This is a genomic window from Enterobacter sp. fkY84-1 (assembly GCF_052974705.1).
This window is the reverse complement of sequence record NZ_CP169393.1, coordinates 4,416,963-4,437,423: the sequence shown is the minus strand read 5'-3', so window position 1 is coordinate 4,437,423 and position 20,461 is coordinate 4,416,963. Positions and strand designations below refer to the sequence as shown.

Genomic DNA, 20,461 nt, shown 5'->3' with positions numbered 1-20,461 from the left:
AAACGATGCGAGTAATCATGTTTGACAGGCAGTCACTCTTTATTCACGGAGCGATACACAGTCTTCAGAGGTTGATTCCGGAAATAAATATAACTGGGACCTGTCAGGCAGAAGATTTATGGACTCAGATTTCTGCTTCACCGTCGGCTATCGTCATGATTGATGGGAATTTAATTCAGGACGAAGGGAGCACTTTGCTGGAAGCGATCCTGCATCGCTTTCCGGCGATACGTGTGATTCTGATTTTGGCGAAAAAAGAGGCCAAATGTGCTGAGCAGCTGCGGCAGCGAAACGTCATGGCCATTGTTCCCCGAAACGCCAATCCCGAACGGTTTTCCGCCGTACTGGATTCGGTATCCAGAGGGATGGTCTGTTTTCCCGGAGAGTGGGTCAGAGAGCCGACGTCGCCTCAGGCATTATTATCCTTGAGCGAGCGCCAGCGCGAAGTCTTGAAATTGCTGGCGGCGGGGGAGTCGAATAAAGAGATTGGCCGCAATCTGAACATCAGTGCGGCCACGGTAAAAGCGCACCTCGAGGCACTTTTCCGGCGGCTGGACGTGAAAAACAGAACGCAGGCAGCCATGTATTATACCCGGGCGACGGCCTGAAAAAGCGCGTTTGGGAGCGACGTTATCTCTCCGAAACTGAATATCATCATCACCAGCGCATCATGCTGCTGTTGGGTTAATGGACGTGTCATATTTTCCCGCAGCAGCGCTTCACACAACCGGATATCTTCGCGCAACAAAGTCTCAGCCTCCAGAGGTGTGACAGGGCCGTGAAAATGCTCCTGATCGCGGATAACGTGGCCATAGCCGATAACCCATAATCCTTTTTCGTCACGATATTTTTCCAGAGAAAGACCCTGATGTTTCTTTATTAACGCGATGGCGGCAGAAGATATTTTCAGCGCATGCTCTTTCATATTCATTTCCTCTTAATGGCGACACTGTAGAGGAAATGAGGTACGAGAAATATCCGCCAAATGGCTATTGATCAGGGATTGTTATTCAGATATTCCTGCCGCAATAAACCAAATAACCAGTCATTATGCCAACGTCCCGCAAGGTAATAGCTCTCGCGTAATTCGCCCTCCAGGCAAAAGCGGGCTTTTTCCAGCAGACGTCGTGAGGCGATATTCCCGGCGGTGACGGTGGCGGTAAGTCGACGTATACCGCCCTGATGAAAAGCGTAATCGCAAAGCGCTTTCAGGGATTCAAAGCCGTAACCTTTCCCCTGCGCCTCGGGAGCGAAAAGAAAACCGACCTCAGCGCAATCCTCCTCCCGATGAATATACCCGGTGACGCCCAACGGAGCCCTGGAAGCGGCGTCACGCACGACGAGGCACAGCCAGTGCGCGCTCCCTGGCGTCCAGGGCGTCAGGCGCGAATCAAACGCCTCGCGGATCGCCGCGACGGGGCGGTCTTCCGCCACAAAGCGCATGACGTCGGGATGCTGCTGTAGCGCCAGAAAAAAGGGCCAGTCTTCTTCTCGTAAAGGCGAGCAGTTCAGGCGAGGGGTAATTAAAACCGGCATTCAGATTCTCCTGAAACATTTTAAATGATTTTAGGGTTGTCACTTTATTTCAACAGAAAGTCAGGTATGGTTAACCGCGTATAAATAAAAAGAAAAAAGGCCGTTACGGGCCAATCCGGATGTCTTCGTTGTCGCTTAAGGAAAACAATGACTCTCAGCACATCACATCATATTCGCGAACAGTTCGAACACTGTCTGGCGGTCATTCGCCATGCGTCGGTGGAAATTTTGCTTCTTCTGAATGTACATGCTTCTGAGGGCAAAGATCCACGCTGGTTTCTGGAACAACTGGACAGCGCGCGATTAGCCCTGGGCGGCTGGGGAGCCGTGGCGAAAAAACTCAACCTGAATGATGCTGAGATGTCGGAATTTACGCTCCAGCTGCGCCTGCTGCAGCAGCGCGTGCCGCAGTATGAAAGCGGACAGGATGTGAGTGAAAACCAGCTGATTGCGGCGATGCGGTTTGTCACCGCGCTGGAGCACCTTCGCCTGCAGCAGCCGCTGTTGACCTACAGCACGGAGCTGGCTCCGGGCAGCGAACTCCAGCAGCAGCAGGCGCACAAGCAGGTGCGGGCGATAGAGCTCATGATAAAAGGGCTCATCCAGCAGGCCTGGCCCGATCAGGTAAGGCTGAATAACCATCTCAAGACTTTGTTTAACGCCGATCGCGTACGGCGCTGGCTGAAGTTGGGCGAGATCAACGATGTCCTGAGCGGCATGATGTTCAGCGAACTGGCGCAAATGCTGGTGGATAAAAAAGAGTTCAGCCGCTATTACGCTTCGCTGTTCAGCGACCCGTCCATGCTGACGCTGCTGGTTGAACCGCGTAAAACGCTGCAAACCTTCCTCGATGACATTCGGCAAATCCGTAACAACATCACCGTCCAGAAAACGTTAAGCTCGGCGCAAATCCAGCTGCTGGATAACTACTACGCGCAGATCGCGCGGCCCGTTCAACGCGCGTTTGAAGAGGGGAGAACGCGCGTCAATCCGGCGGGATTCATGGCGGTAGATGCCAGCGAACTGCATACCTTCTGGGAAAAGGCGCAGAAAATGGATCGGGTCACGGGTGGGGATCTGTTTGAAGTCCGTGACACCATTGAAAAGCCGACCCAGCGCGTGCCGCGCACCCCCGAACAACGCGAGCAGCTCATTTCCGGTGCGTTATGGGGGGCGGTTGGCGTTATGGTGATTGCCATCGTGGCGGGAGGCTTCTGGCTGGTGAGCAGCAGTAAACCGCAGCCTGCGGCCGTCAGCGCGGCTGAAGCGGCGCCGCCACAGGAAATGCGTGAGACGCCTTCCTCGCGCGAAACGCTCACGCGCATGGGAGTGACCTGGGACGAGAATAATTTCCGCTCGGCCATTAACCGCAACGACACCCGCGTGACCCAGCTCTTTTTGCAGGGCGGTATGGACTGGAAGCTGTCCTGGACCGAAGAGGCGATGTCGGCAGGCTATGACGACGTGCTGGAGCTGATGCTACGCTACCGGCAAAACATGGTGGAGGAGAAGCCGTGTCGGCGCTTCATCAACACGCTCAGCCACGCGATGTCGAACGGCGAGTCTCTGACCTCGGTACGTAAAGAGTACCTCAAAGCTTTCTGCACCGTGCCAGCGGTGGTGAAACGCCAGCAGCACGATCTCGACATGGCCACACGCCGTGCGAAGTCACAGCCGGATGCCACCACCAAAAAATGGCAGTCTATTCAGAGCGCCATTTATGAGGTGATTCGCTGATTTCTCCTCCCTCTCCCCGTGGGAGAGAGAGGGCACCAGACCGCACCCTATTCAAGGCTCCCCATACAACCCAATCAGCCGCCGCACCACGCCGTTCGTCCAGCCGAAACCATCCTGCAGCGGATACTCACCCCCGCCCCCTTCGCGCGGCGTGCTGCTGGCGATGTGGTACTTCTCAATCAGCTTATGATGCGTCTGATAAAAATGGTTCACCGTATGCAGCCAGCTCCAGGCGATTTCATCCCCCAGCGAGTCGTTGCCGTACTGCTTGAACCCCTGGATCGCCATCCACTGCAGCGGCGCCCAGCCGTTGGGTTTATCCCACTGCTCGCCGGTTTCGTACTCGGTCGCCAGAATCCCGCCCGGCGTCAGCAGTCGCGCCTTGACCGCATCCGACAGGCGCTCGGCCTGCTCATGGGTCGCCATGCCGACATACAGCGGCACAATGCTGGCGGCAGAAAACAGCGCCAGCTCTTCGCGTCGCCAGTCGTAATCGCGGTAACAGCCACTCTCCTCGTCCCACAGATAGCGGTTCACCGCCTCGCGGCGATCGCTGGCTTTCTGGCGGAACAGGTCGGCCGTCTCTTTATCCCCTTTCGACGCCGAGATGTTGGCAATGGCGCTTTCCAGCTTGAACAGGAAGGCGTTCAGGTCGATGGGGATAAACTGCGTCGTGCGGATGCTGGCGAGCCGCGACGGATCGCGCAGCCAGCGGGAGGAATAGTCCCAGCCGGACGCCGCCCCGGCGCGCAGGTCGCGATACACCTCATTTGGCGGACGGCCCGAATGGCGGGCAGTTTCCACGTCCTCAATCCACGATTCATCGCGCGGGGTATCACGGTCATCCCAGTAGCGGTTGAGCAACGAGCCGTCCGGCATACGCACGGCGCTGCGGTAGGCCTGGTTAAGCAGCAGCGACTCCGCGCCGTCCATCCAGAAGGCGTACTCCATTTTGAGGTGTTCCAGATAGCGTTTCGCACCGCGCACGCCGTCCTCCTCAAACAGCTCCACCATCAGCGCAAAGACCGGCGGCTGGGAGCGGCTGAGATAATAGGTACGGTTGCCGTTGGGAATATGCCCGTAGCGTTCAATCAGCCAGGCGAAGTTATCCGCCATACATTTCAGCAGATCGTTACGACCGCTCTCCGCCAGCCCCAGCATGGAGAAATAGGAATCCCAGTAGTAGGTCTCGCTGAATCGTCCGCCGGGAACGATATAGGCTTGGGGCAGCGCCAGCAGGGAAGACCAGGGAATATGATCCTGCGGCTCGCGCGTCAGCACTGGCCACAGGCTGTCAATGTGCTCTTTGAGGGACAGACCGGGGTCGGAGACATATTCCGTGCTGTAGGTCTCCGGCAGCCAGAAGTGGTTTTCCACAAACTGGCGCAGGTCGAAGTCCCGGTGGCGTCTGACCTTGCGGTAGCGGATCAGGATATCCAGCGGATCCATCTTCGGCGCGCAGTCGGGAAAGGTTTTGCTGTCCGTGAACAGGCGCGAGGACTGCACGTGCTCAAACAGTTCAAGATAGCGGTCTGCGGGCGTCAGTGCATCGGAGGCGGGTAGCCCCTCGATCATCTCGGGTTCCGGCTCCGCCTCAATCATTTCATCCAGTTTCAACTCGCAGGGATCGGTCTCGTAGCGCAGCTCTTCTGCAATCTCGAATTCGATGTTCTCGGTAGCCTGTAGTTTCTGGTTGAACATGGTGATAGGGACCTCCGGTTGTGTGTTCAAAAGACAGGTTTATCCGGGCGTCTTATAAGCGTAGACATTCGCTTCGGTAGATGTGGAGGGATATGTGCGGTAGATCACTCTTTTCGGAGCATTCGTTTTGCAACGATTTATGAATGTGAATAAAAAAAGCCCCTCCGGAGAGGGGCTTATGCATTAACGCATGGTGACAAACTCTTCGGCGGCCGTTGGGTGGATCGCCACGGTATTGTCGAAATCTTTCTTGGTCGCGCCCATCTTCAGCGCTACCGCAAAGCCCTGCAGGATCTCATCCATGCCGAAGCCAATGCCGTGGATACCGACAATCTTCTCCTCCGGGCCGACGCAGACCAGCTTCATGCGGCACGGCTGACGGTGGGAGGTAACGGCGGTATACATCGCGGTGAACGCGGATTTATACACTTTCACCTGGTCGTCGCCATACTGCTCGCGCGCCTGCGGCTCGGTTAAGCCGACGGTGCCGATTGGCGGGTGGCTGAAGACCACGGTCGGGATGTTGCTGTAGTCCAGATGCTCGTCCGGCTTGTTATTGAACAGGCGCTCGGAGAGACGGCGGCCCGCCGCAACGGCAACCGGGGTAAGCTCAACGGCACCGGTATTGTCGCCGACCGCATAAATGCCCGGTACGCTGGTGTTCTGGAATTTATCGACGACGATGTACCCTTTTTCGTCGGTTTTCACGCCGGTCACGCCCAGGTTGAAGTTATCGTTCGCCGGTTCACGGCCAATCGCCCAGATCAGGCAATCAACGGTCTGGCTGCGGCCATCTTCCAGCTCCAGGGTCAGGCTGCCGTCTGCATTTTTCACGACCGCTTTTGGCACGGCGTTGGTGTGCAGGGTTGGGCCTTCGGTGTTCATCACTTCAACCAGCGTATCAACGATCAGCGGATCGAAGCTGCGCAGCGGCGCGTGTTTACGCACGAACAGGTGCGCTTCGGCACCCAGACCGTTAATCACGCCAGCCAGCTCCACCGCGATGTAACCCGCGCCCACCACGGCAACGCGTTTTGGCAGGGCAGGCAGTTCGAAGAAACCGTCGGAGTCGATGCCGTATTCCACGCCCGGGATGTTCGGGTGGCTCGGACGGCCGCCGGTGGCGATCAGGATGTGATCGGCGGTGATCGTCTCACCGTTTACTTCGATCGTTTTCGCATCAACGAAGCGAGCGAAACCGTGGATAACGTCGACGTTATTTTTGCCCAGCACGTTGTCGTAGGAGGTGTGAATACGATCGATGTAGGCGGTACGGCTGGCGATCAGTTTGTCCCAGTCGAAGTGGTTGATGGTGGTGTCAAAGCCGTAGTCCGGGCCATACATATGGATAGCTTCACGGATTTGCGCCGCATGCCACATCACCTTTTTCGGTACACAACCCACGTTCACGCAGGTGCCACCCAGCGCTTTGGCTTCAATCAGCGCACACTTCTGGCCGTACATGGCCGCGCGGTTGATGGAGGCGATGCCGCCGCTGCCGCCGCCGATGGCGATGTAGTCATAATGCTTAGTCATAGCTTTTGTCCTTAATCGTGAATTGCCGCGATTGTATACCTGAAATCAATAGTTTCCACCGATGGCTGCGATTACTCCGGCACGATCCAACTGACGGAGGTATGACCCGTACCGGCTGGCACCAGCGTTTTGTGCAGCCACGGCAGCACGTTGTTCATCTGCGCTTCGAGCTTCCACGGCGGGTTAATGACGATCATGCCCGAGGCGGTCATGCCGCGCTGGTCGCTGTCCGGACGCACGGCCAGCTCGATCTGCAGGATTTTGCGGATGCCGGTGGCTTCCAGGTCTTTGATCATGCGTTTGATTTGCGCGCGCAGCACCACCGGATACCACAGGGCGTATGTCCCGGTGGCGAAGCGTTTGTAGCCTTCGTGAATACCGGTCACCACCGCCTGATAGTCGGTTTTGATTTCGTACGGCGGGTCGATCAGCACCAGGCCGCGACGGGAAACCGGCGGCAGCTTGGCTTTCAGCTGCTGATAGCCGTCGGCTTTTTCCACGCGGGCGCGGCTGTCTTTCTGGAATTCAGAACGCAGCAGCGGGAAGTCGCTCGGATGCAGCTCGGTCAGCTGGATGCTGTCCTGCTCGCGCAGCAGCTGGCGGGCAATCAGCGGGGATCCCGGGTAGTAACGCAGCTGGCCGTTGCGGTTGAAGTGGTTCACCACGCCGATGTACGGCTCCAGCTCGGCAGGCAGGTCGTCCTGCTGCCAGATACGGGCGATCCCTTCCAGATATTCACCGGTACGCTCGGCATGCTCGCCGCTCAGCTGATAACGGCCCGCGCCCGCGTGCGTGTCCAGATAGAGAAACGGCTTCTCTTTCTCTTTGAGCGATTCGATGATCAGGCTCTGAACGGTGTGTTTAAGGACGTCGGCGTGGTTGCCTGCGTGGAAGCTGTGGCGATAACTGAGCATGGGTAATGATATTCCGCTGAATTGACGATTTGCCACAGTTTACAGCAGAACGGCGCAGATTACCCGCAGGCCCGGTAAGCGCAGCGCCACCGGGCTCTTTTCCGCCACGTCTGGCATTGAAATCCTCTACACTTAACCCCATTCTAGATCGCATATGCACAGCGCCGGATGCGCGCTTCATTCACCTCTTTCAACAGGACAGCGTTTATGACCAATCCATTACTGACGCCTTTTTCGTTGCCACCGTTTTCTAAAATCCTCCCCGAGCATGTAGTCCCAGCCGTTACGCAATCGCTGGACAACTGCCGCGCGGCGCTAGAAAGCGTGGTCGCGCAGGGCGGGCCGTACACCTGGGAAAATCTGTGTCAGCCGCTGGCCGAAGTGGACGACGTGCTGGGGCGCATCTTCTCCCCGGTGAGCCACCTGAACTCGGTAAAAAACAGCCCGGAGCTGCGCGAAGCCTACGAGCAAACCCTGCCGCTGCTCTCTGAGTACAGCACCTGGGTCGGCCAGCACGAAGGGCTCTACAAAGCCTACCGGAACCTGCGCGACGGCGATCACTACGCCAAGCTGAACACCGCGCAGAAAAAATCGGTCGATAACGCCCTGCGTGATTTTGAGCTGTCCGGGATTGGCCTGCCAAAAGAGAAGCAGACCCGCTACGGTGAAATCGCCGCGCGCCTGTCCGAGCTGGGCAACCAGTACAGCAACAACGTCCTTGACGCCACCATGGGCTGGACGAAGCTGATTACCGACGAAGCAGAGCTGGCGGGTATGCCGGAAAGCGCCCTGGCGGCAGCAAAAGCGCAGGCCGAAGCGAAAGAGCAGGACGGCTACCTGTTAACCCTGGATATCCCAAGCTATCTGCCGGTGATGACCTACTGCGACAACCAGGCGCTTCGCGAAGAGATGTACCGCGCCTACAGCACCCGCGCTTCCGATCAGGGGCCGAATGCCGGTAAGTGGGACAACAGCCCGGTGATGGCGGAAATCCTCGCCCTGCGCCACGAGCTGGCGCAGCTGCTGGGCTTTGAAAACTACGCCGACAAATCTCTCGCCACCAAAATGGCGGAAAACCCGCAGCAGGTGCTCGACTTCCTGACCGATCTGGCGAAACGCGCCCGTCCGCAGGGTGAAAAAGAGCTGGCCCAGCTGCGCGCCTTCGCGAAAGCGGAGTTCGGCGTGGACGAGCTGCAGCCGTGGGACATTGCTTACTACAGCGAAAAACAGAAGCAGCACCTCTACAGCATCAGCGACGAGCAGCTGCGCCCGTACTTCCCGGAAAACAAAGCCGTTAACGGCCTGTTTGAAGTGGTGAAGCGCATCTATGGCATCACCGCCAAAGAGCGTACCGATATCGACGTCTGGCATCCGGACGTGCGCTTCTTCGAGCTGTATGACGAGAAAAACGAACTGCGCGGCAGCTTCTACCTCGATCTCTACGCGCGTGAGAACAAGCGCGGCGGGGCGTGGATGGACGACTGCGTGGGCCAGATGCGTAAAGCAGACGGTTCCCTGCAGAAGCCGGTCGCCTACCTGACCTGTAACTTCAACCGTCCGGTGAACGGCAAACCTGCGCTGTTCACCCACGATGAAGTGATCACCCTGTTCCACGAGTTCGGTCACGGCCTGCACCACATGCTGACCCGCATCGAAACCGCAGGCGTGGCAGGCATCAGCGGTGTGCCGTGGGATGCGGTCGAGCTGCCGAGCCAGTTTATGGAAAACTGGTGCTGGGAGCCGGACGCGCTGGCGTTTATCTCCGGCCACTACGAGACCGGTGAACCGCTGCCGAAAGAACTGCTAGATAAAATGCTGGCGGCGAAGAACTACCAGGCGGCGATGTTTATCCTGCGCCAGCTGGAGTTCGGCCTGTTCGACTTCCGCCTGCACGCCGAGTTCAGCCCGGAGCAGGGGGCGAAAATCCTTGAAACCCTGGCGGAGATTAAAAAGCAGGTCGCGGTGATCCCTGGGCCAACCTGGGGTCGTTTCCCGCACGCGTTCAGCCACATCTTCGCAGGCGGCTATGCGGCGGGGTACTACAGCTACCTGTGGGCCGACGTGCTGGCGGCGGATGCCTTCTCGCGCTTCGAAGAAGAGGGGATTTTCAACCGCGAAACCGGCCAGTCGTTCCTCGACAACATCCTGACCCGCGGCGGTTCCGAAGAGCCAATGGTGCTGTTCAAACGCTTCCGCGGGCGCGAGCCGCAGCTGGACGCGATGCTTGAGCATTACGGGATCAAAGGCTGATTGTTACGTGAAGATCTGCTTAGTGGATGAAACAGGCGCCGGAGACGGCGCCTTATCTGTTCTGGCCGCCCGCTGGGGGCTGGAGCACGATGAAGATAACCTGATGGCGCTGGTGATGACACCAGAACATCTCGAATTACGTAAGCGCGACGAACCGAAGCTCGGCGGGATTTTTGTCGATTTTGTCGGCGGGGCCATGGCGCACCGGCGCAAGTTCGGCGGCGGTCGCGGCGAAGCGGTGGCGAAAGCGGTTGGGATTAAAGGAAGCTATCTGCCGGACGTGGTGGATGCCACGGCGGGGCTGGGGCGCGATGCGTTTGTGCTGGCGTCTGTCGGCTGTCATGTGCGGATGCTGGAACGTAATCCGGTGGTGGCAGCCCTGCTCGACGACGGTCTGAGCCGTGGCTACGCGGACCCGGAAATCGGGCCGTGGTTGCAGGAACGATTGCAGCTGATCCATGCCTCGAGCCTGACGGCGCTGACCGATATCACCCCGCGCCCGCAGGTCGTCTATCTCGACCCGATGTTCCCGCACAAGCAGAAAAGCGCGCTGGTGAAGAAAGAGATGCGGGTGTTTCAGTCTCTGGTGGGGCCTGATCTGGATGCGGATGGCCTGCTGGAACCGGCTCGTCAGCTGGCGACGAAGCGGGTGGTGGTGAAGCGCCCTGACTATGCGCCGCCGCTGGCGGACGTTGCCACGACCAATGCGGTGACCACCAAAGGGCACCGGTTTGATATTTATTCGGGGACACCGGAATAAAAAAAGCCGGGTGGCGGCTTCGCCTTACCCGGCCTACATTTCGTGCCGCCTGTAGGCCCGGTAAGCGTTAGCGCCACCGGGCTTTTTTGCACTTACTCGTCTTCTTCGTCACGCAGCGGAACAATCAGCATATCCACGTGAACGGTATTAATCAGCTGGCGAGCGGAAGACATCAGCTTGCTCCAGAAGTCCTGGTGGTGACCGCACACCACCAGGTCCATGTCGTATTTCTTGATCGCATCAACCAATACCTGGCCCAGGTCGCCGCTGCCGCTCAGGGTTTCGGTAATCGGGTAGCCCGCGTTGGTGGACAGTTCGCTCAGGGCGTGGTGCGTCTCTTCGGAGATACGCTTCTGCATATCGCCCAGATTGACGTCGATCAGACCGGTGTAGAGGTCGGAGTAATTCACATCAACGTGAATCAGCGAAACTTTCGCGTTGTAGGGACGTGCCATGGATACCGCTTTATCAACCAGCACTTTGCTCTCCGGGGAGAGGTCTACCGCGATGAGAATGTGTTTGTAAGCCATAGTGTTACTCCTTCCTTAAGTTATCGATGACTAAATGGGAAAGCCGTCGTCTGATGCTTTCATTACGGCCCAGTTAAACATATTTTTCAAGCTTTGGTGTTGATAACGATTAACCTTGTGGCAAAAAAATTAACGGATCTCCTACACTATTAAATGAGCCGTTCGGATATTAAAACGCGAACCGGATCGACTTTTGGTCATTCTTTCACTGAACTGTCTGTCAGGGCATTGGGGTGCGGTAGCTCAGAAGCCTTGCTTCGTGGGCGGACGCCGGGGAGGATGTATGATTAGCACCGTCGCATTGTTTTGGGCGTTATGCGTAGTTTGCATAGTGAATATGGCGCGCTACTTCTCATCGTTACGTGCGCTGTTAGTGGTACTTCGTGGTTGCGATCCGTTGCTTTATCAGTATGTGGACGGTGGAGGGTTCTTCACCTCGCATGGACAGCCCAGCAAACAGATGCGTCTGGTGGGATATATCTACTACCAGCGCTACCGCGATCATCACGATGAAGAATTTATCCGTCGCTGCGAGCGCCTGCGTCGTCAGTTCATTTTAACCAGCGCCCTGTGCGGGCTGGTCGTCGTCAGTATGATTGCATTGATGATTTGGCACTGAGCATAAAAAAAGCGGGTCAGTTTCCTGACCCGCTTTTTTGTCGCCTTTACCGATTAAATCAGCTTCAGCGAAATCCAGTACAGCCCGCCAGACAGCAGGATGGACGCCGGAAGGGTGAACACCCAGGCCATCAGAATGTTGGTCACGGTTTTGCGCTGCAGGCCGCCACCGTCAACAATCATGGTACCTGCCACGGACGAGGAGAGTACGTGGGTGGTGGATACCGGCATACCGGTGTAGCTCGCCAGACCGATAGACACTGCCGCCGTCATCTGCGCGGACATACCCTGCGCATAGGTCATGCCTTTCTTACCGATCTTCTCGCCGATGGTGGTCGCCACGCGGCGCCAGCCAATCATCGTACCGATACCGAGTGCCAGCGCGACCGCCATGATGATCCAGATTGGCGCGTACTCAATGGTGTTGAGCATATCGCCTTTCAGTTTCTTCAGGAGACGCTGGTCGTCAGCATTCACGTCTGGCAGCTTCGCCACTTTATCCGTCACATCAGAGATGCACAGCATAATGCGACGCAGCTGACCACGCTGCTCAACGGTCAGTTTGTCATAACTTTCGATATTGCCCAGCATGCCTTTGGCACGTTCCAGCGCGTTAATCGCGTTAGCCGGATGGCAGTGGAATTCGCCAGGTGCAGTCGTGGCACCGGCTTCCGGAGACGGGATTAACTGGTCAACGCCGGTCGCTTTTTTCAGCAGCTCAGGGTGCTGCTGGAAATAAGTTTCAACGTTGTTGACCGCATCGCGGGTACGGGTGATTTCGTAGCCGGAGGCGTTCATGTTAACCACGAAGCCTGCCGGAGCAACACCGATCAGTACCAGCATCACCAGACCAATGCCTTTCTGACCATCGTTCGCGCCGTGTGAGAAAGCCACGCCGATAGCGGAAATGATCAGGGCAATACGCGTCCAGAATGGCGGCTTTTTCTTGCCGTCTTTCTTTTCACGCTCTGCCGGCGTCAGGTGTATACGGGAGCGTTTTTTGGTATTGCTCCAGTAACGACGCAGGATGAAGATCAGCCCGCCCGCCACCACCAGACCCACGATAGGGGAGACGATGAGAGAGGCAAAGATCCCCAGCACTTTCGGGATATTTAACGCATCAACAACCGATGTACCGGTCATGAGGGCGTTGGTTAACCCGATACCGATAATCGCGCCGATGAGGGTGTGAGAACTGGATGCAGGCAGGCCGAAATACCAGGTACCGAGGTTCCAGATAATTGCAGCAAGCAGCATTGAGAACACCATAGCGAGGCCATGGCCAGAACTTACGTTAAGCAGCAGATCTGTTGGCAGCATATGCACAATCGCATACGCAACGCTCAGTCCGCCCAGGAGGACACCAAAAAAGTTAAATACCGCCGCCATAACAACCGCAAGCTGCGATCGCATTGCGCGAGTGTAGATAACCGTCGCTACTGCGTTTGCAGTGTCGTGGAAGCCGTTGATCGCTTCGTAAAACAGTACAAAAACCAGAGCAAGCAAGAGTAAAAGCCCGGTATGTAAATCCAGGCCGGCAAACAAATGTAGCATAGGACGTTACGCCATTTTGAGGACATGAACGCGGCGCATTATCCAGGACAAATGCGCAACGGGCAAAGTGAAATATAGACTTTTTTTGACATACCACCTGATTTGAGAAAAGTGCCTGAAAGGATATTCTTTAAATTTCAATGGAATGGCTTTGTAATATCTTTTTACGCTGGTGTGACCACAGAGGAAACTTTACAATCCGCGGCAGTTAACAAAGAGGGTTTTGACGTGGAAAGGTTTGATGCCGTGGTAATTGGCGCCGGTGCGGCGGGTATGTTTTGTGCGGCAATGGCCGGACAGGCGGGTCGTCGCGTGCTGCTGCTGGATAACGGTAAAAAGCCAGGCCGCAAGATCCTGATGTCCGGCGGCGGGCGCTGCAACTTTACTAACCTGTATGTTGAACCCGCGGCCTATTTGAGCCAAAACCGTCATTTTTGTAAATCTGCGCTGGCGCGTTATACCCAGTGGGACTTTATCGACCTGGTGGGTAAGCACGGTATCGCATGGCATGAGAAGACGCTGGGCCAGCTGTTCTGCGACGACTCCGCCCAGCAGATTGTCGATATGCTGGTGGCCGAGTGCGAGAAGGGCGGCGTGGTCATGCGCCTGCGCACCGAAGTGCTGGACGTTTCCCGCGATGACCAGGGCTACACGCTGCTGCTCAACGGTGAAACCGTCAGCGCCGATAATCTGGTGATTGCCAGCGGCGGCCTGTCTATGCCGGGGCTGGGCGCTTCCCCGTTCGGCTATAAAATCGCCGAGCAGTTTGGCCTGAAAGTCCTGCCTACGCGCGCCGGGCTGGTGCCGTTCACGCTGCATAAACCGCTTCTGGAACAGCTTCAGACGCTGTCTGGCGTGTCCGTTCCCGCCGTTATCACCGCCGAAGACGGCACGGTGTTTCGCGAAAACCTGCTCTTTACCCATCGCGGCCTCTCCGGCCCGGCGGTACTGCAAATCTCCAGCTACTGGCAGCCGGGGGAGTTTGTCACGGTTAACCTGCTTCCCGATTGCGATCTGGATGCCTTCCTCAACGAGCAGCGTACCGCGCACCCGAATCAGAGCCTGAAAAACACCCTCGCAATGCAGCTGCCGAAGCGTCTGGTGGAATGTTTGCAGGTGCTGGGGCAGATCCCCGACGTGTCGCTAAAGCAGCTTAACAGCCGCGAGCAGGAAACGCTGGTCGAGACGCTAACAAACTGGCGCGTGCAGCCAAACGGCACGGAAGGCTACCGCACGGCGGAAGTCACGCTGGGCGGAGTCGACACGAATGAACTCTCTTCCCGTACCATGGAAGCGCGCAACGTGCCGGGGCTCTACTTCATCGGTGAAGTGATGGATGTGACCGGCTGGCTCGGCGGGTATAACTTCCAGTGGGCATGGGCAAGTGCCTGGGCATGTGCTCAGGCGCTGGCAGAAGACAAGTGACATCAGCGCGCTGCCACTCGTCACGCTTGGCTTTACGGGCTGACGGTGGTGGCGTCCGTCACGGCCAGAATATTGCTCGCGGCCACGGTCCCCATCTTGATGTATGACGCGGCGGTAACGCCGCCGATATGCGGTGAAATCACCACGTTTTCTACGGACTGCCAGAGGTGCGGCGCCGTCAGCGGCTCCTGGGTAAAGCTGTCCAGCGCTGCGCTGTGCAGCGTGCCATCCCGGAGCGCCGCCAGTAACGATTCACTGTGGATCAGTCCACCGCGTGCCGTATTGACCAGAATGGCGTTCCGCTTGCAGTGTGCGAGCGTCTCGCTATTGATCATTCCCCGATTCTCATCGGTTAGCGGACAGTGCAAAGAGATGACATCGGAACGGGAAAGAAGTCCGGTCAGCGTCTCTGCACGTTCGCACAGTGCAGGCATCGATTTAGCATAGGGATCGTAAGCCAGCACCTTCATGCCGAAGGCGTGACCAATAGTTGCCACGCGCGAGCCGATAGCGCCCAATCCGATTAGCCCCAGCGTTAAACCCTCCAGCTCAATGGATTTATGCGTCGCCTTATCCCAGTGCCCGTCTCGTAACCGCTTGTCCAGAGGCACCACGGACTTTGCGCAGGCGAGGATCAGCGCCCAGGTATGTTCAGCCACTGCCGCCGCGTTTGCGCCTGGGGCCGCGCGGACGGCGATATTGCGCTCGGCCGCTGCCGTCTGGTCTATCACATCGATCCCGCTTCCGTGCTTGGAAATAACCTGCAGAGCCGGGGCGGCATCCATGACTTTCGCGGTGATCCGGCCGTAACGAACCAGAATCGCCACGGGATTGTGTCGTTCACACAGCGCGATCAGGTCATCTTCTGTCGGCTGGCGGCCCGCAAACACCACCTCAAAGCCCTGCAGCATCACCATGGCCTGCTCCGCCAGGTCGCTTCCGGTAACCAGAATTACGTCTTTGCCCCCCATCACAGCGTCTCCCCGTCGGCTAACATACCTGCCTTACGAAGCGCGTCATCAAGCCAGTGTGGACGCAAATCGCCTTCACGGATGGCGGCAAGACGCCGGGTCTCCATCTCCAGCTTTTCTTTTGCCAGCGCGATAACCTGCTGAACCTCATCGCGCGGGATGACGACCACGCCGTCGATATCCGCGACAACCAGATCCCCTGCCTGAACCGTCGCCCCGGCGACTGAAATGGGATGATTCACCCGGCCAGAAATTAACTTTGTCGGGCCGCAGGGGTTCAGACCGGCAGAAAAGACAGGGTAGTGGCCTTTGCTCAGGGAATCGGCGTCACGTACAGCGCCGTCAATGATGATGCCCGCAATGCCGCTCGCCTGAGCCTGGGTGGCCATGATTTCGCCCAGCAGCGCGCAGCTCAGGTCGCCTTTGCCATCGACGACCAGGACATCGCCGGGTTGCGCAACCGCCATCGCGGCATGAATCGCCAGATTATCACCCGGACGGACTTCCACGGTGATGGCCGGACCCGCAACGGACATGTGAGGAGCCAGCGGTTTGATGCGGCCGTGAAGCGTACCGCGGCGACCGGCCACGTCGGCCAGAATGGCTGCCTGATACTCGGCAGCCCGACGAACGTCCTCGGCAGAAACGCGTTCGAACTGGCGATTAATCGCTTTTTTTTCAGAAACGGACATGAATGCCTCCATATTGTTTTACTAAGTACAACGCAGGTGTACAGAACAAAACAACTATAGCGGTGTTGCTTTCCTTTTAGCCAGACCCGAGGTGGCGTTTGTGATGTAAACACGAAGTGACTCACAAAATTTGAGGTACACTCACTGCCGGGCTAACAAGGAGATAATGATGGGGAATGAAGGCGTTGTAGCGGTTGAAAAAGCGCTGGCTTTACTGGATTGCTTCCGTCCTGGGGATGAGAGCCTGACGCTGACCGCGCTGGCACAGCTGTCGGGTTATCACAAAACCACGGTTTACCGCTTGATGAATTCTCTTGAACGGATGAATTACGTCGTCAGGCATGAAGACGGCAATTATGCGCTTGGCCCACGTCTGCTTTACCTCGGCAAGCTGTATGAACAATCTTTCCATCTTTCGCGGGTGGTTCAGCCAGAGCTTCAGGCCTTATCCCTGGCGTCTCAGGAGAGCGCCAGCTGGTATGTGCTGGAGGGCGGGCAGCGCCTTTGCCTGTTTCGCGCGGAAGCGTCGCACGGCCTGCGACACAGCAATCTTCCCGGCAGCCAGTTCCCGCTCGATAATTCGGCCATCAGTAAGGTCTTGCGCCACTGGGGGCTCAATGAGAGCCTGCCGGAGGGCGACGCTGAACTCCCTTTCTACACGTCAGGCGCACGCGATCCCCACACCGCGGCGTTTGCGATGCCTGTCTTCGGCGTTCACGACAAGCTGGTTGCGGCGTTAGCCCTGACCGGCCCCATCTCACGGCTGACGGAAGATCGTCGTGAGAAGGAGATAGGCCCGTTGATGAAGGCGGCGGCCAGCCGTCTGTCGCAGAAAATGGGAGCCAGTAAGCCCTTCTGTCAGCAGTTCTTTGGTGAAACGAGCGACGCGGCGGAAGAAAATCTTTAAACGCAGAAGCGGGACATGTGTCCCGCTTCTGTCATCATGAATGTGTGACCTGTTTTTCGTGTAGCTGAGCGTTGCGGGCCTGCCGTCCCATAATGAGTACCGCGATACCCCCGGCCAGGCACAGCACGGCCAGCGGAAGCATAGCCAGCGTGTGGCTGCCCGTTTGCTCGCTGATCATGCCGTAGGCATTTACCATGACCGCCCCGCCAATCAGGTTCGCGATGGCGCCAATCGCGGCCAGCCCTGCCGCCGCCGAGGAGCTGCTCATCCAGCCGGACGCCAGCGCCCAGAAAGGCCCTTTCATCGAATACGCGCCCGTCAGGATAATGCTCAGGATCGCGAGAGTGGCAAAGAGCGAGACGCTGACAAAGGCAGCGAACACGCCGGCGGCAATCATGAACAGCGTCAGCGCAGTATGCCAGCGGCGTTCATTGGTGCGATCGGAGTGTCGTCCCCAGACAATCATCAGAACCGATGCCAGACCGTAAGGAATGGCGTTAAACAGACCGGTTTGCAGATTATCAAGATGGAAGGATTTCAGCAGCTGAGGAGACCAGACGCTAATAGTGGTGCCCGCGGACGATGCGCCCGCGTAAATCAGCGCCATCAGCCAGATTTGACGATGCTTCAGCAACTGCCACGTCGTCTGGTGTCCAATGTTCTTTTGCTGGCTACGCTCGGTCTCAAGGGTGGTTTCCAGCCACTTTTTCTGTTCATCGCTGAGCCATTTCGCCTGATGAGGGCGATCCCGGAGAATAAACCAGGCCGCAATACCCAGCAGCACCGCAGGTAAGCCTTCAATAATGAACAGCAGATGCCAGCCGCGAAGACCCAGCCAGCCATCCAGCGACAGTATCAATCCGGAAAGCGGGGAGCCGATGAAGTTAGCGAGCGGGATGGCGACCATAAAGGACGCAATAATGCGCGCGCGGTAGCGGGCAGGGATCCACCAGGTCAGATACAGCACGACGCCCGGGAAGAAGCCTGCTTCCGCTGCCCCGAGGAGAAAACGGACGATATAGAGCGAGGTGGTATTTTGAACCAGCGCCATGCCCATGGAGACGATGCCCCAGCTGATCATAATGCGCGGTATCCACAGCCGGGCGCCGACTTTCTGCATGGCCAGGTTGCTCGGCACCTCAAACAGGAAATAGGCCACGAAGTAAAGGCTGCTGGCGAAGCCAAACGCCGCTTTGCTGAGGCCAAGGTCCTCATTCATCTGCAGCGAAGCCATGCCGATATTCCCGCGATCGATAATCGAGACCAGGTAACTGACAATCAGAAACGGAAGAATACGCCAGATCACCTTCCGCATCGTCTCTCTTTCTATGTCCTCGGTGGCGGTCGCGCCGTTACGTAAATGTTCTGTCATTGTATCCTCGCAGGGTGTGTTCTTTGTTTTATTAGGTACAACTTAGTTTTATTAAACAAAACCACTATAGCGACGGCGCGTTCTTTTTATCCAGTTAATGGAAGGTTTAAATGATGTAAATAAGAGGTGACTCACAGATAGTGCGCTGCGGATATCGCTCAAGGCTGCTGACCAGCCGCAAGCAGGACGTGCCGGCAGAGAAATAATCACGTAGCGCAATTATTGCACCAACTTTTCCTCTCCCTTCGACTAAGCTTCGACCAGATGCCCCGCCGCGCTCGCGGGGCCATACTCCTTTTGGTCAGAGCACGTACCATGCAGCTACTCAGCATTATTATTTTGCTTACCCTAACCGTGGTCATTCATTCGCTGTGGATGTTTGGCGTTTTAAAATTCATCACGTTAGACGTCGATTCTGCGGTACGCATTGTTTTACGCAATGTCGGTATCGTGATCTCTATGATTTTCGCCCATCTTCTGGAGGCCGGGCTGTTTGCTGCCTTTTATTTTGTCATCGACGCGTTTAATGACTGGAACACCAGCTTCTACTTTTCGCTGGTGAGCTATGCGACGGTAGGGTACGGCGACGTCACGTTACCCCAGCACTGGCGGCTCATCGGCGGGGTGGAAGGACTGGTGGGCGCGTTGATGGTAGGCTGGTCTGTGGCGGTTCTGGTCGCAGTGCTGCAGCGTTTGCGTGGCATGAGCGCCTAAACGGTAGATGTGCAATCCCCATCTGGTAAGGTAAAGTACACCCCTTACGCGGCCGTCGCGCTGCGGTTTTGAGGGTGGATGTGATAAACAGCCCACCCTTTTTCTCTGCTGGTTTACGCCAGCCTGCATGGTGCTGTGCTTTGCCTCTATAAAAGGGTTATGTATGTCTGCTGCTCATCTCGGTTTCCCGACGGAAACCGTTGTTGTCTTTGTAGTGATGGCCGTTGGGGCGATGTTTATCGACCTCTTTATGCACCGTCACGATAAACCGATCTCGCTGAAAAGCGCCGCAATGTGGTCCCTCTTCTGGGTCATGATGGCGATGGCCTTCGCCGGGTTCCTGTACGTTCACCACGGCGCCGAGTTGGCGAGCCTGTTCCTCACCGGTTATGCGCTGGAGGAGGTGCTCTCCGTCGATAACCTGTTTGTGATGATGGCGATCTTCGCCTGGTTCGGCGTGCCGGATAAGTACCGTCACCGCGTGCTCTACTGGGGCGTGCTGGGGGCGATTGTCTTCCGCGGTATTTTCGTGGCTATCGGCACCAGCCTGCTAAGTCTGGGGCCTTACGTCGAGGTGATTTTCGCGCTGGTCGTCGGCTGGACGGCGGTGATGATGCTGAGGCGCAATGAAGAGAGTGACGAAGTGGAAGATTACTCGGGTCATCTCGCCTATCGCCTGGTGAAACGCTTCTATCCGGTCTGGCCGAAAATCAGCAGCAACGCCTTTATTCTGACGCAGAAAGAGGTGGATGCGGAGCTTGAAAAGCCGGAAAACCAGGACGTGATGGTTGGGCGCGTGAAGAAGGCGAAGCGCTATGCGACCCCGCTGCTGCTCTGCGTGGCGGTGGTGGAACTCTCAGACGTGATGTTCGCGTTTGACTCCGTGCCGGCCATTATCGCCGTCAGCCGCGAGCCGCTGATTATCTACAGCGCCATGATGTTCGCTATCCTCGGCCTGCGTACCCTTTACTTCGTGCTGGAAGCGCTGAAGCAGTATCTGGTGCATCTCGAGAAAGCGGTGGTGCTGCTGCTGTTCTTCGTGGCGTTCAAGCTGGGGTTAAATGCCACCGATCACTTCTGGCATCACGGTTACAGCATTGGCGCGACGGCCAGCCTGTTTGTGGTATTGGGCGTGCTGGCGCTGGGAATTATTGCGAGCGTGATGTTCCCGGGTAAACGAGAAGCCTGATGTACCGCACGGTGGCGCTTTCGAATGTAGGCCGGGTAAGGCGCAGCCGCCACCC

The 20,461-nt window shown here is 57.1% G+C and carries 19 protein-coding genes; 9 read left to right on the top strand and 10 right to left on the bottom strand.

Annotated elements, in window-relative coordinates; all coding sequences use genetic code 11:
* Window positions 1-5: 5 nt before the first annotated feature.
* Window positions 6-608 carry a response regulator transcription factor gene (locus ACEPLT_RS21285; protein WP_023294761.1) on the top strand — a complete coding sequence of 201 codons (603 nt, stop codon included), beginning with the start codon at window positions 6-8 and terminating at the stop codon, window positions 606-608.
* Here the strand turns inward: ACEPLT_RS21285 and ACEPLT_RS21280 are convergent.
* Both ACEPLT_RS21280 and ACEPLT_RS21275 read right to left on the bottom strand, forming a co-directional pair.
* Window positions 587-925: a lysozyme gene (locus ACEPLT_RS21280; RefSeq protein WP_008503124.1), complete on the bottom strand. Its 339-nt coding sequence runs from the start codon at window positions 923-925 to the stop codon at window positions 587-589. The two genes, ACEPLT_RS21285 and ACEPLT_RS21280, sit on opposite strands and share 22 nt — an antisense overlap.
* A 71-nt stretch (window positions 926-996) precedes the next feature.
* A complete protein-coding gene (locus ACEPLT_RS21275; RefSeq protein WP_070531739.1) occupies window positions 997-1,536 on the bottom strand; it encodes a GNAT family N-acetyltransferase in 540 nt (179 codons plus the stop codon).
* A 147-nt stretch (window positions 1,537-1,683) separates the two neighbouring features.
* On the opposite strand from ACEPLT_RS21275, the gene ACEPLT_RS21270 reads away from it, so the two are divergent.
* The gene (locus ACEPLT_RS21270; protein ID WP_232929168.1) at window positions 1,684-3,273 is read left to right on the top strand and encodes an STY4199 family HEPN domain-containing protein; all 1,590 of its coding nucleotides are present in this window, start codon (window positions 1,684-1,686) and stop codon (window positions 3,271-3,273) included.
* A gap of 51 nt (window positions 3,274-3,324) precedes the next feature.
* On the opposite strand, the gene ACEPLT_RS21265 is transcribed toward ACEPLT_RS21270, so the two are convergent.
* From ACEPLT_RS21265 to ACEPLT_RS21255, 3 genes are all read right to left on the bottom strand, one after another.
* Window positions 3,325-4,974, bottom strand: coding sequence for an alpha,alpha-trehalase (locus ACEPLT_RS21265; protein WP_021242149.1), 1,650 nt, complete (start codon window positions 4,972-4,974; stop codon window positions 3,325-3,327).
* 183 nt (window positions 4,975-5,157) lie between these two features.
* Window positions 5,158-6,510, bottom strand: coding sequence for a glutathione-disulfide reductase (gorA, locus tag ACEPLT_RS21260; RefSeq protein ID WP_023345065.1), 1,353 nt, complete (start codon window positions 6,508-6,510; stop codon window positions 5,158-5,160).
* Window positions 6,511-6,581: 71 nt separating this feature from the next.
* A complete protein-coding gene (locus tag ACEPLT_RS21255) occupies window positions 6,582-7,424 on the bottom strand; it encodes a 23S rRNA (adenine(2030)-N(6))-methyltransferase RlmJ (protein WP_008503119.1) in 843 nt (280 codons plus the stop codon).
* Window positions 7,425-7,631: 207 nt separating this feature from the next.
* Here ACEPLT_RS21255 and prlC point away from each other — a divergent pair, with 207 nt between their 5' ends.
* Both prlC and rsmJ read left to right on the top strand, forming a co-directional pair.
* On the top strand, window positions 7,632-9,674 hold the full coding sequence (gene prlC, locus ACEPLT_RS21250) for an oligopeptidase A (RefSeq protein ID WP_447088314.1): 2,043 nt from the start codon (window positions 7,632-7,634) through the stop codon (window positions 9,672-9,674).
* Window positions 9,675-9,681: 7 nt separating this feature from the next.
* Entirely contained in the window at window positions 9,682-10,434 is a 753-nt protein-coding gene (rsmJ, locus tag ACEPLT_RS21245; protein ID WP_032675612.1) for a 16S rRNA (guanine(1516)-N(2))-methyltransferase RsmJ, read from the top strand.
* A 92-nt stretch (window positions 10,435-10,526) separates the two neighbouring features.
* On the opposite strand, the gene uspA is transcribed toward rsmJ, so the two are convergent.
* Complete coding sequence (uspA, locus tag ACEPLT_RS21240) at window positions 10,527-10,964, bottom strand: universal stress protein UspA (protein ID WP_003861223.1); 438 nt, start codon at window positions 10,962-10,964, stop codon at window positions 10,527-10,529.
* A gap of 283 nt (window positions 10,965-11,247) precedes the next feature.
* Here uspA and uspB point away from each other — a divergent pair, with 283 nt between their 5' ends.
* A complete protein-coding gene (gene uspB / locus ACEPLT_RS21235) occupies window positions 11,248-11,583 on the top strand; it encodes a universal stress protein UspB (RefSeq protein WP_003861224.1) in 336 nt (111 codons plus the stop codon).
* A 53-nt stretch (window positions 11,584-11,636) separates the two neighbouring features.
* Here uspB and pitA read toward each other — a convergent pair whose 3' ends face one another.
* Entirely contained in the window at window positions 11,637-13,136 is a 1,500-nt protein-coding gene (pitA, locus tag ACEPLT_RS21230; RefSeq protein WP_008503116.1) for an inorganic phosphate transporter PitA, read from the bottom strand.
* Between the two features lie 228 nt (window positions 13,137-13,364).
* On the opposite strand from pitA, the gene ACEPLT_RS21225 reads away from it, so the two are divergent.
* A complete protein-coding gene (locus ACEPLT_RS21225) occupies window positions 13,365-14,561 on the top strand; it encodes a BaiN/RdsA family NAD(P)/FAD-dependent oxidoreductase (protein WP_063436675.1) in 1,197 nt (398 codons plus the stop codon).
* A gap of 32 nt (window positions 14,562-14,593) precedes the next feature.
* Here ACEPLT_RS21225 and ACEPLT_RS21220 read toward each other — a convergent pair whose 3' ends face one another.
* Window positions 14,594-15,532, bottom strand: a complete 939-nt coding sequence (locus tag ACEPLT_RS21220) for an NAD(P)-dependent oxidoreductase (RefSeq protein WP_232929194.1) — start codon at window positions 15,530-15,532, stop codon at window positions 14,594-14,596.
* The gene (locus tag ACEPLT_RS21215; protein WP_039267176.1) at window positions 15,532-16,224 is read right to left on the bottom strand and encodes an RraA family protein; all 693 of its coding nucleotides are present in this window, start codon (window positions 16,222-16,224) and stop codon (window positions 15,532-15,534) included. Before ACEPLT_RS21215 ends, ACEPLT_RS21220 begins: the two co-directional genes overlap by 1 nt.
* Window positions 16,225-16,393: 169 nt before the next feature.
* Here ACEPLT_RS21215 and ACEPLT_RS21210 point away from each other — a divergent pair, with 169 nt between their 5' ends.
* Entirely contained in the window at window positions 16,394-17,131 is a 738-nt protein-coding gene (locus ACEPLT_RS21210; protein ID WP_021242157.1) for an IclR family transcriptional regulator, read from the top strand.
* Between the two features lie 34 nt (window positions 17,132-17,165).
* On the opposite strand, the gene ACEPLT_RS21205 is transcribed toward ACEPLT_RS21210, so the two are convergent.
* Window positions 17,166-18,503 (bottom strand): MFS transporter, encoded by a 1,338-nt coding sequence (locus ACEPLT_RS21205; protein WP_045336746.1) that lies wholly within the window; start codon window positions 18,501-18,503, stop codon window positions 17,166-17,168.
* Window positions 18,504-18,818: 315 nt separating this feature from the next.
* Here ACEPLT_RS21205 and ACEPLT_RS21200 point away from each other — a divergent pair, with 315 nt between their 5' ends.
* Together ACEPLT_RS21200 and ACEPLT_RS21195 are read left to right on the top strand one after the other, a co-directional pair.
* The gene (locus tag ACEPLT_RS21200) at window positions 18,819-19,217 is read left to right on the top strand and encodes a potassium channel family protein (RefSeq protein WP_008503110.1); all 399 of its coding nucleotides are present in this window, start codon (window positions 18,819-18,821) and stop codon (window positions 19,215-19,217) included.
* Window positions 19,218-19,380: 163 nt separating this feature from the next.
* Window positions 19,381-20,406, top strand: coding sequence for a TerC/Alx family metal homeostasis membrane protein (locus ACEPLT_RS21195; protein WP_232929171.1), 1,026 nt, complete (start codon window positions 19,381-19,383; stop codon window positions 20,404-20,406).
* The last annotated feature ends 55 nt before the right edge of the window (window positions 20,407-20,461 follow it).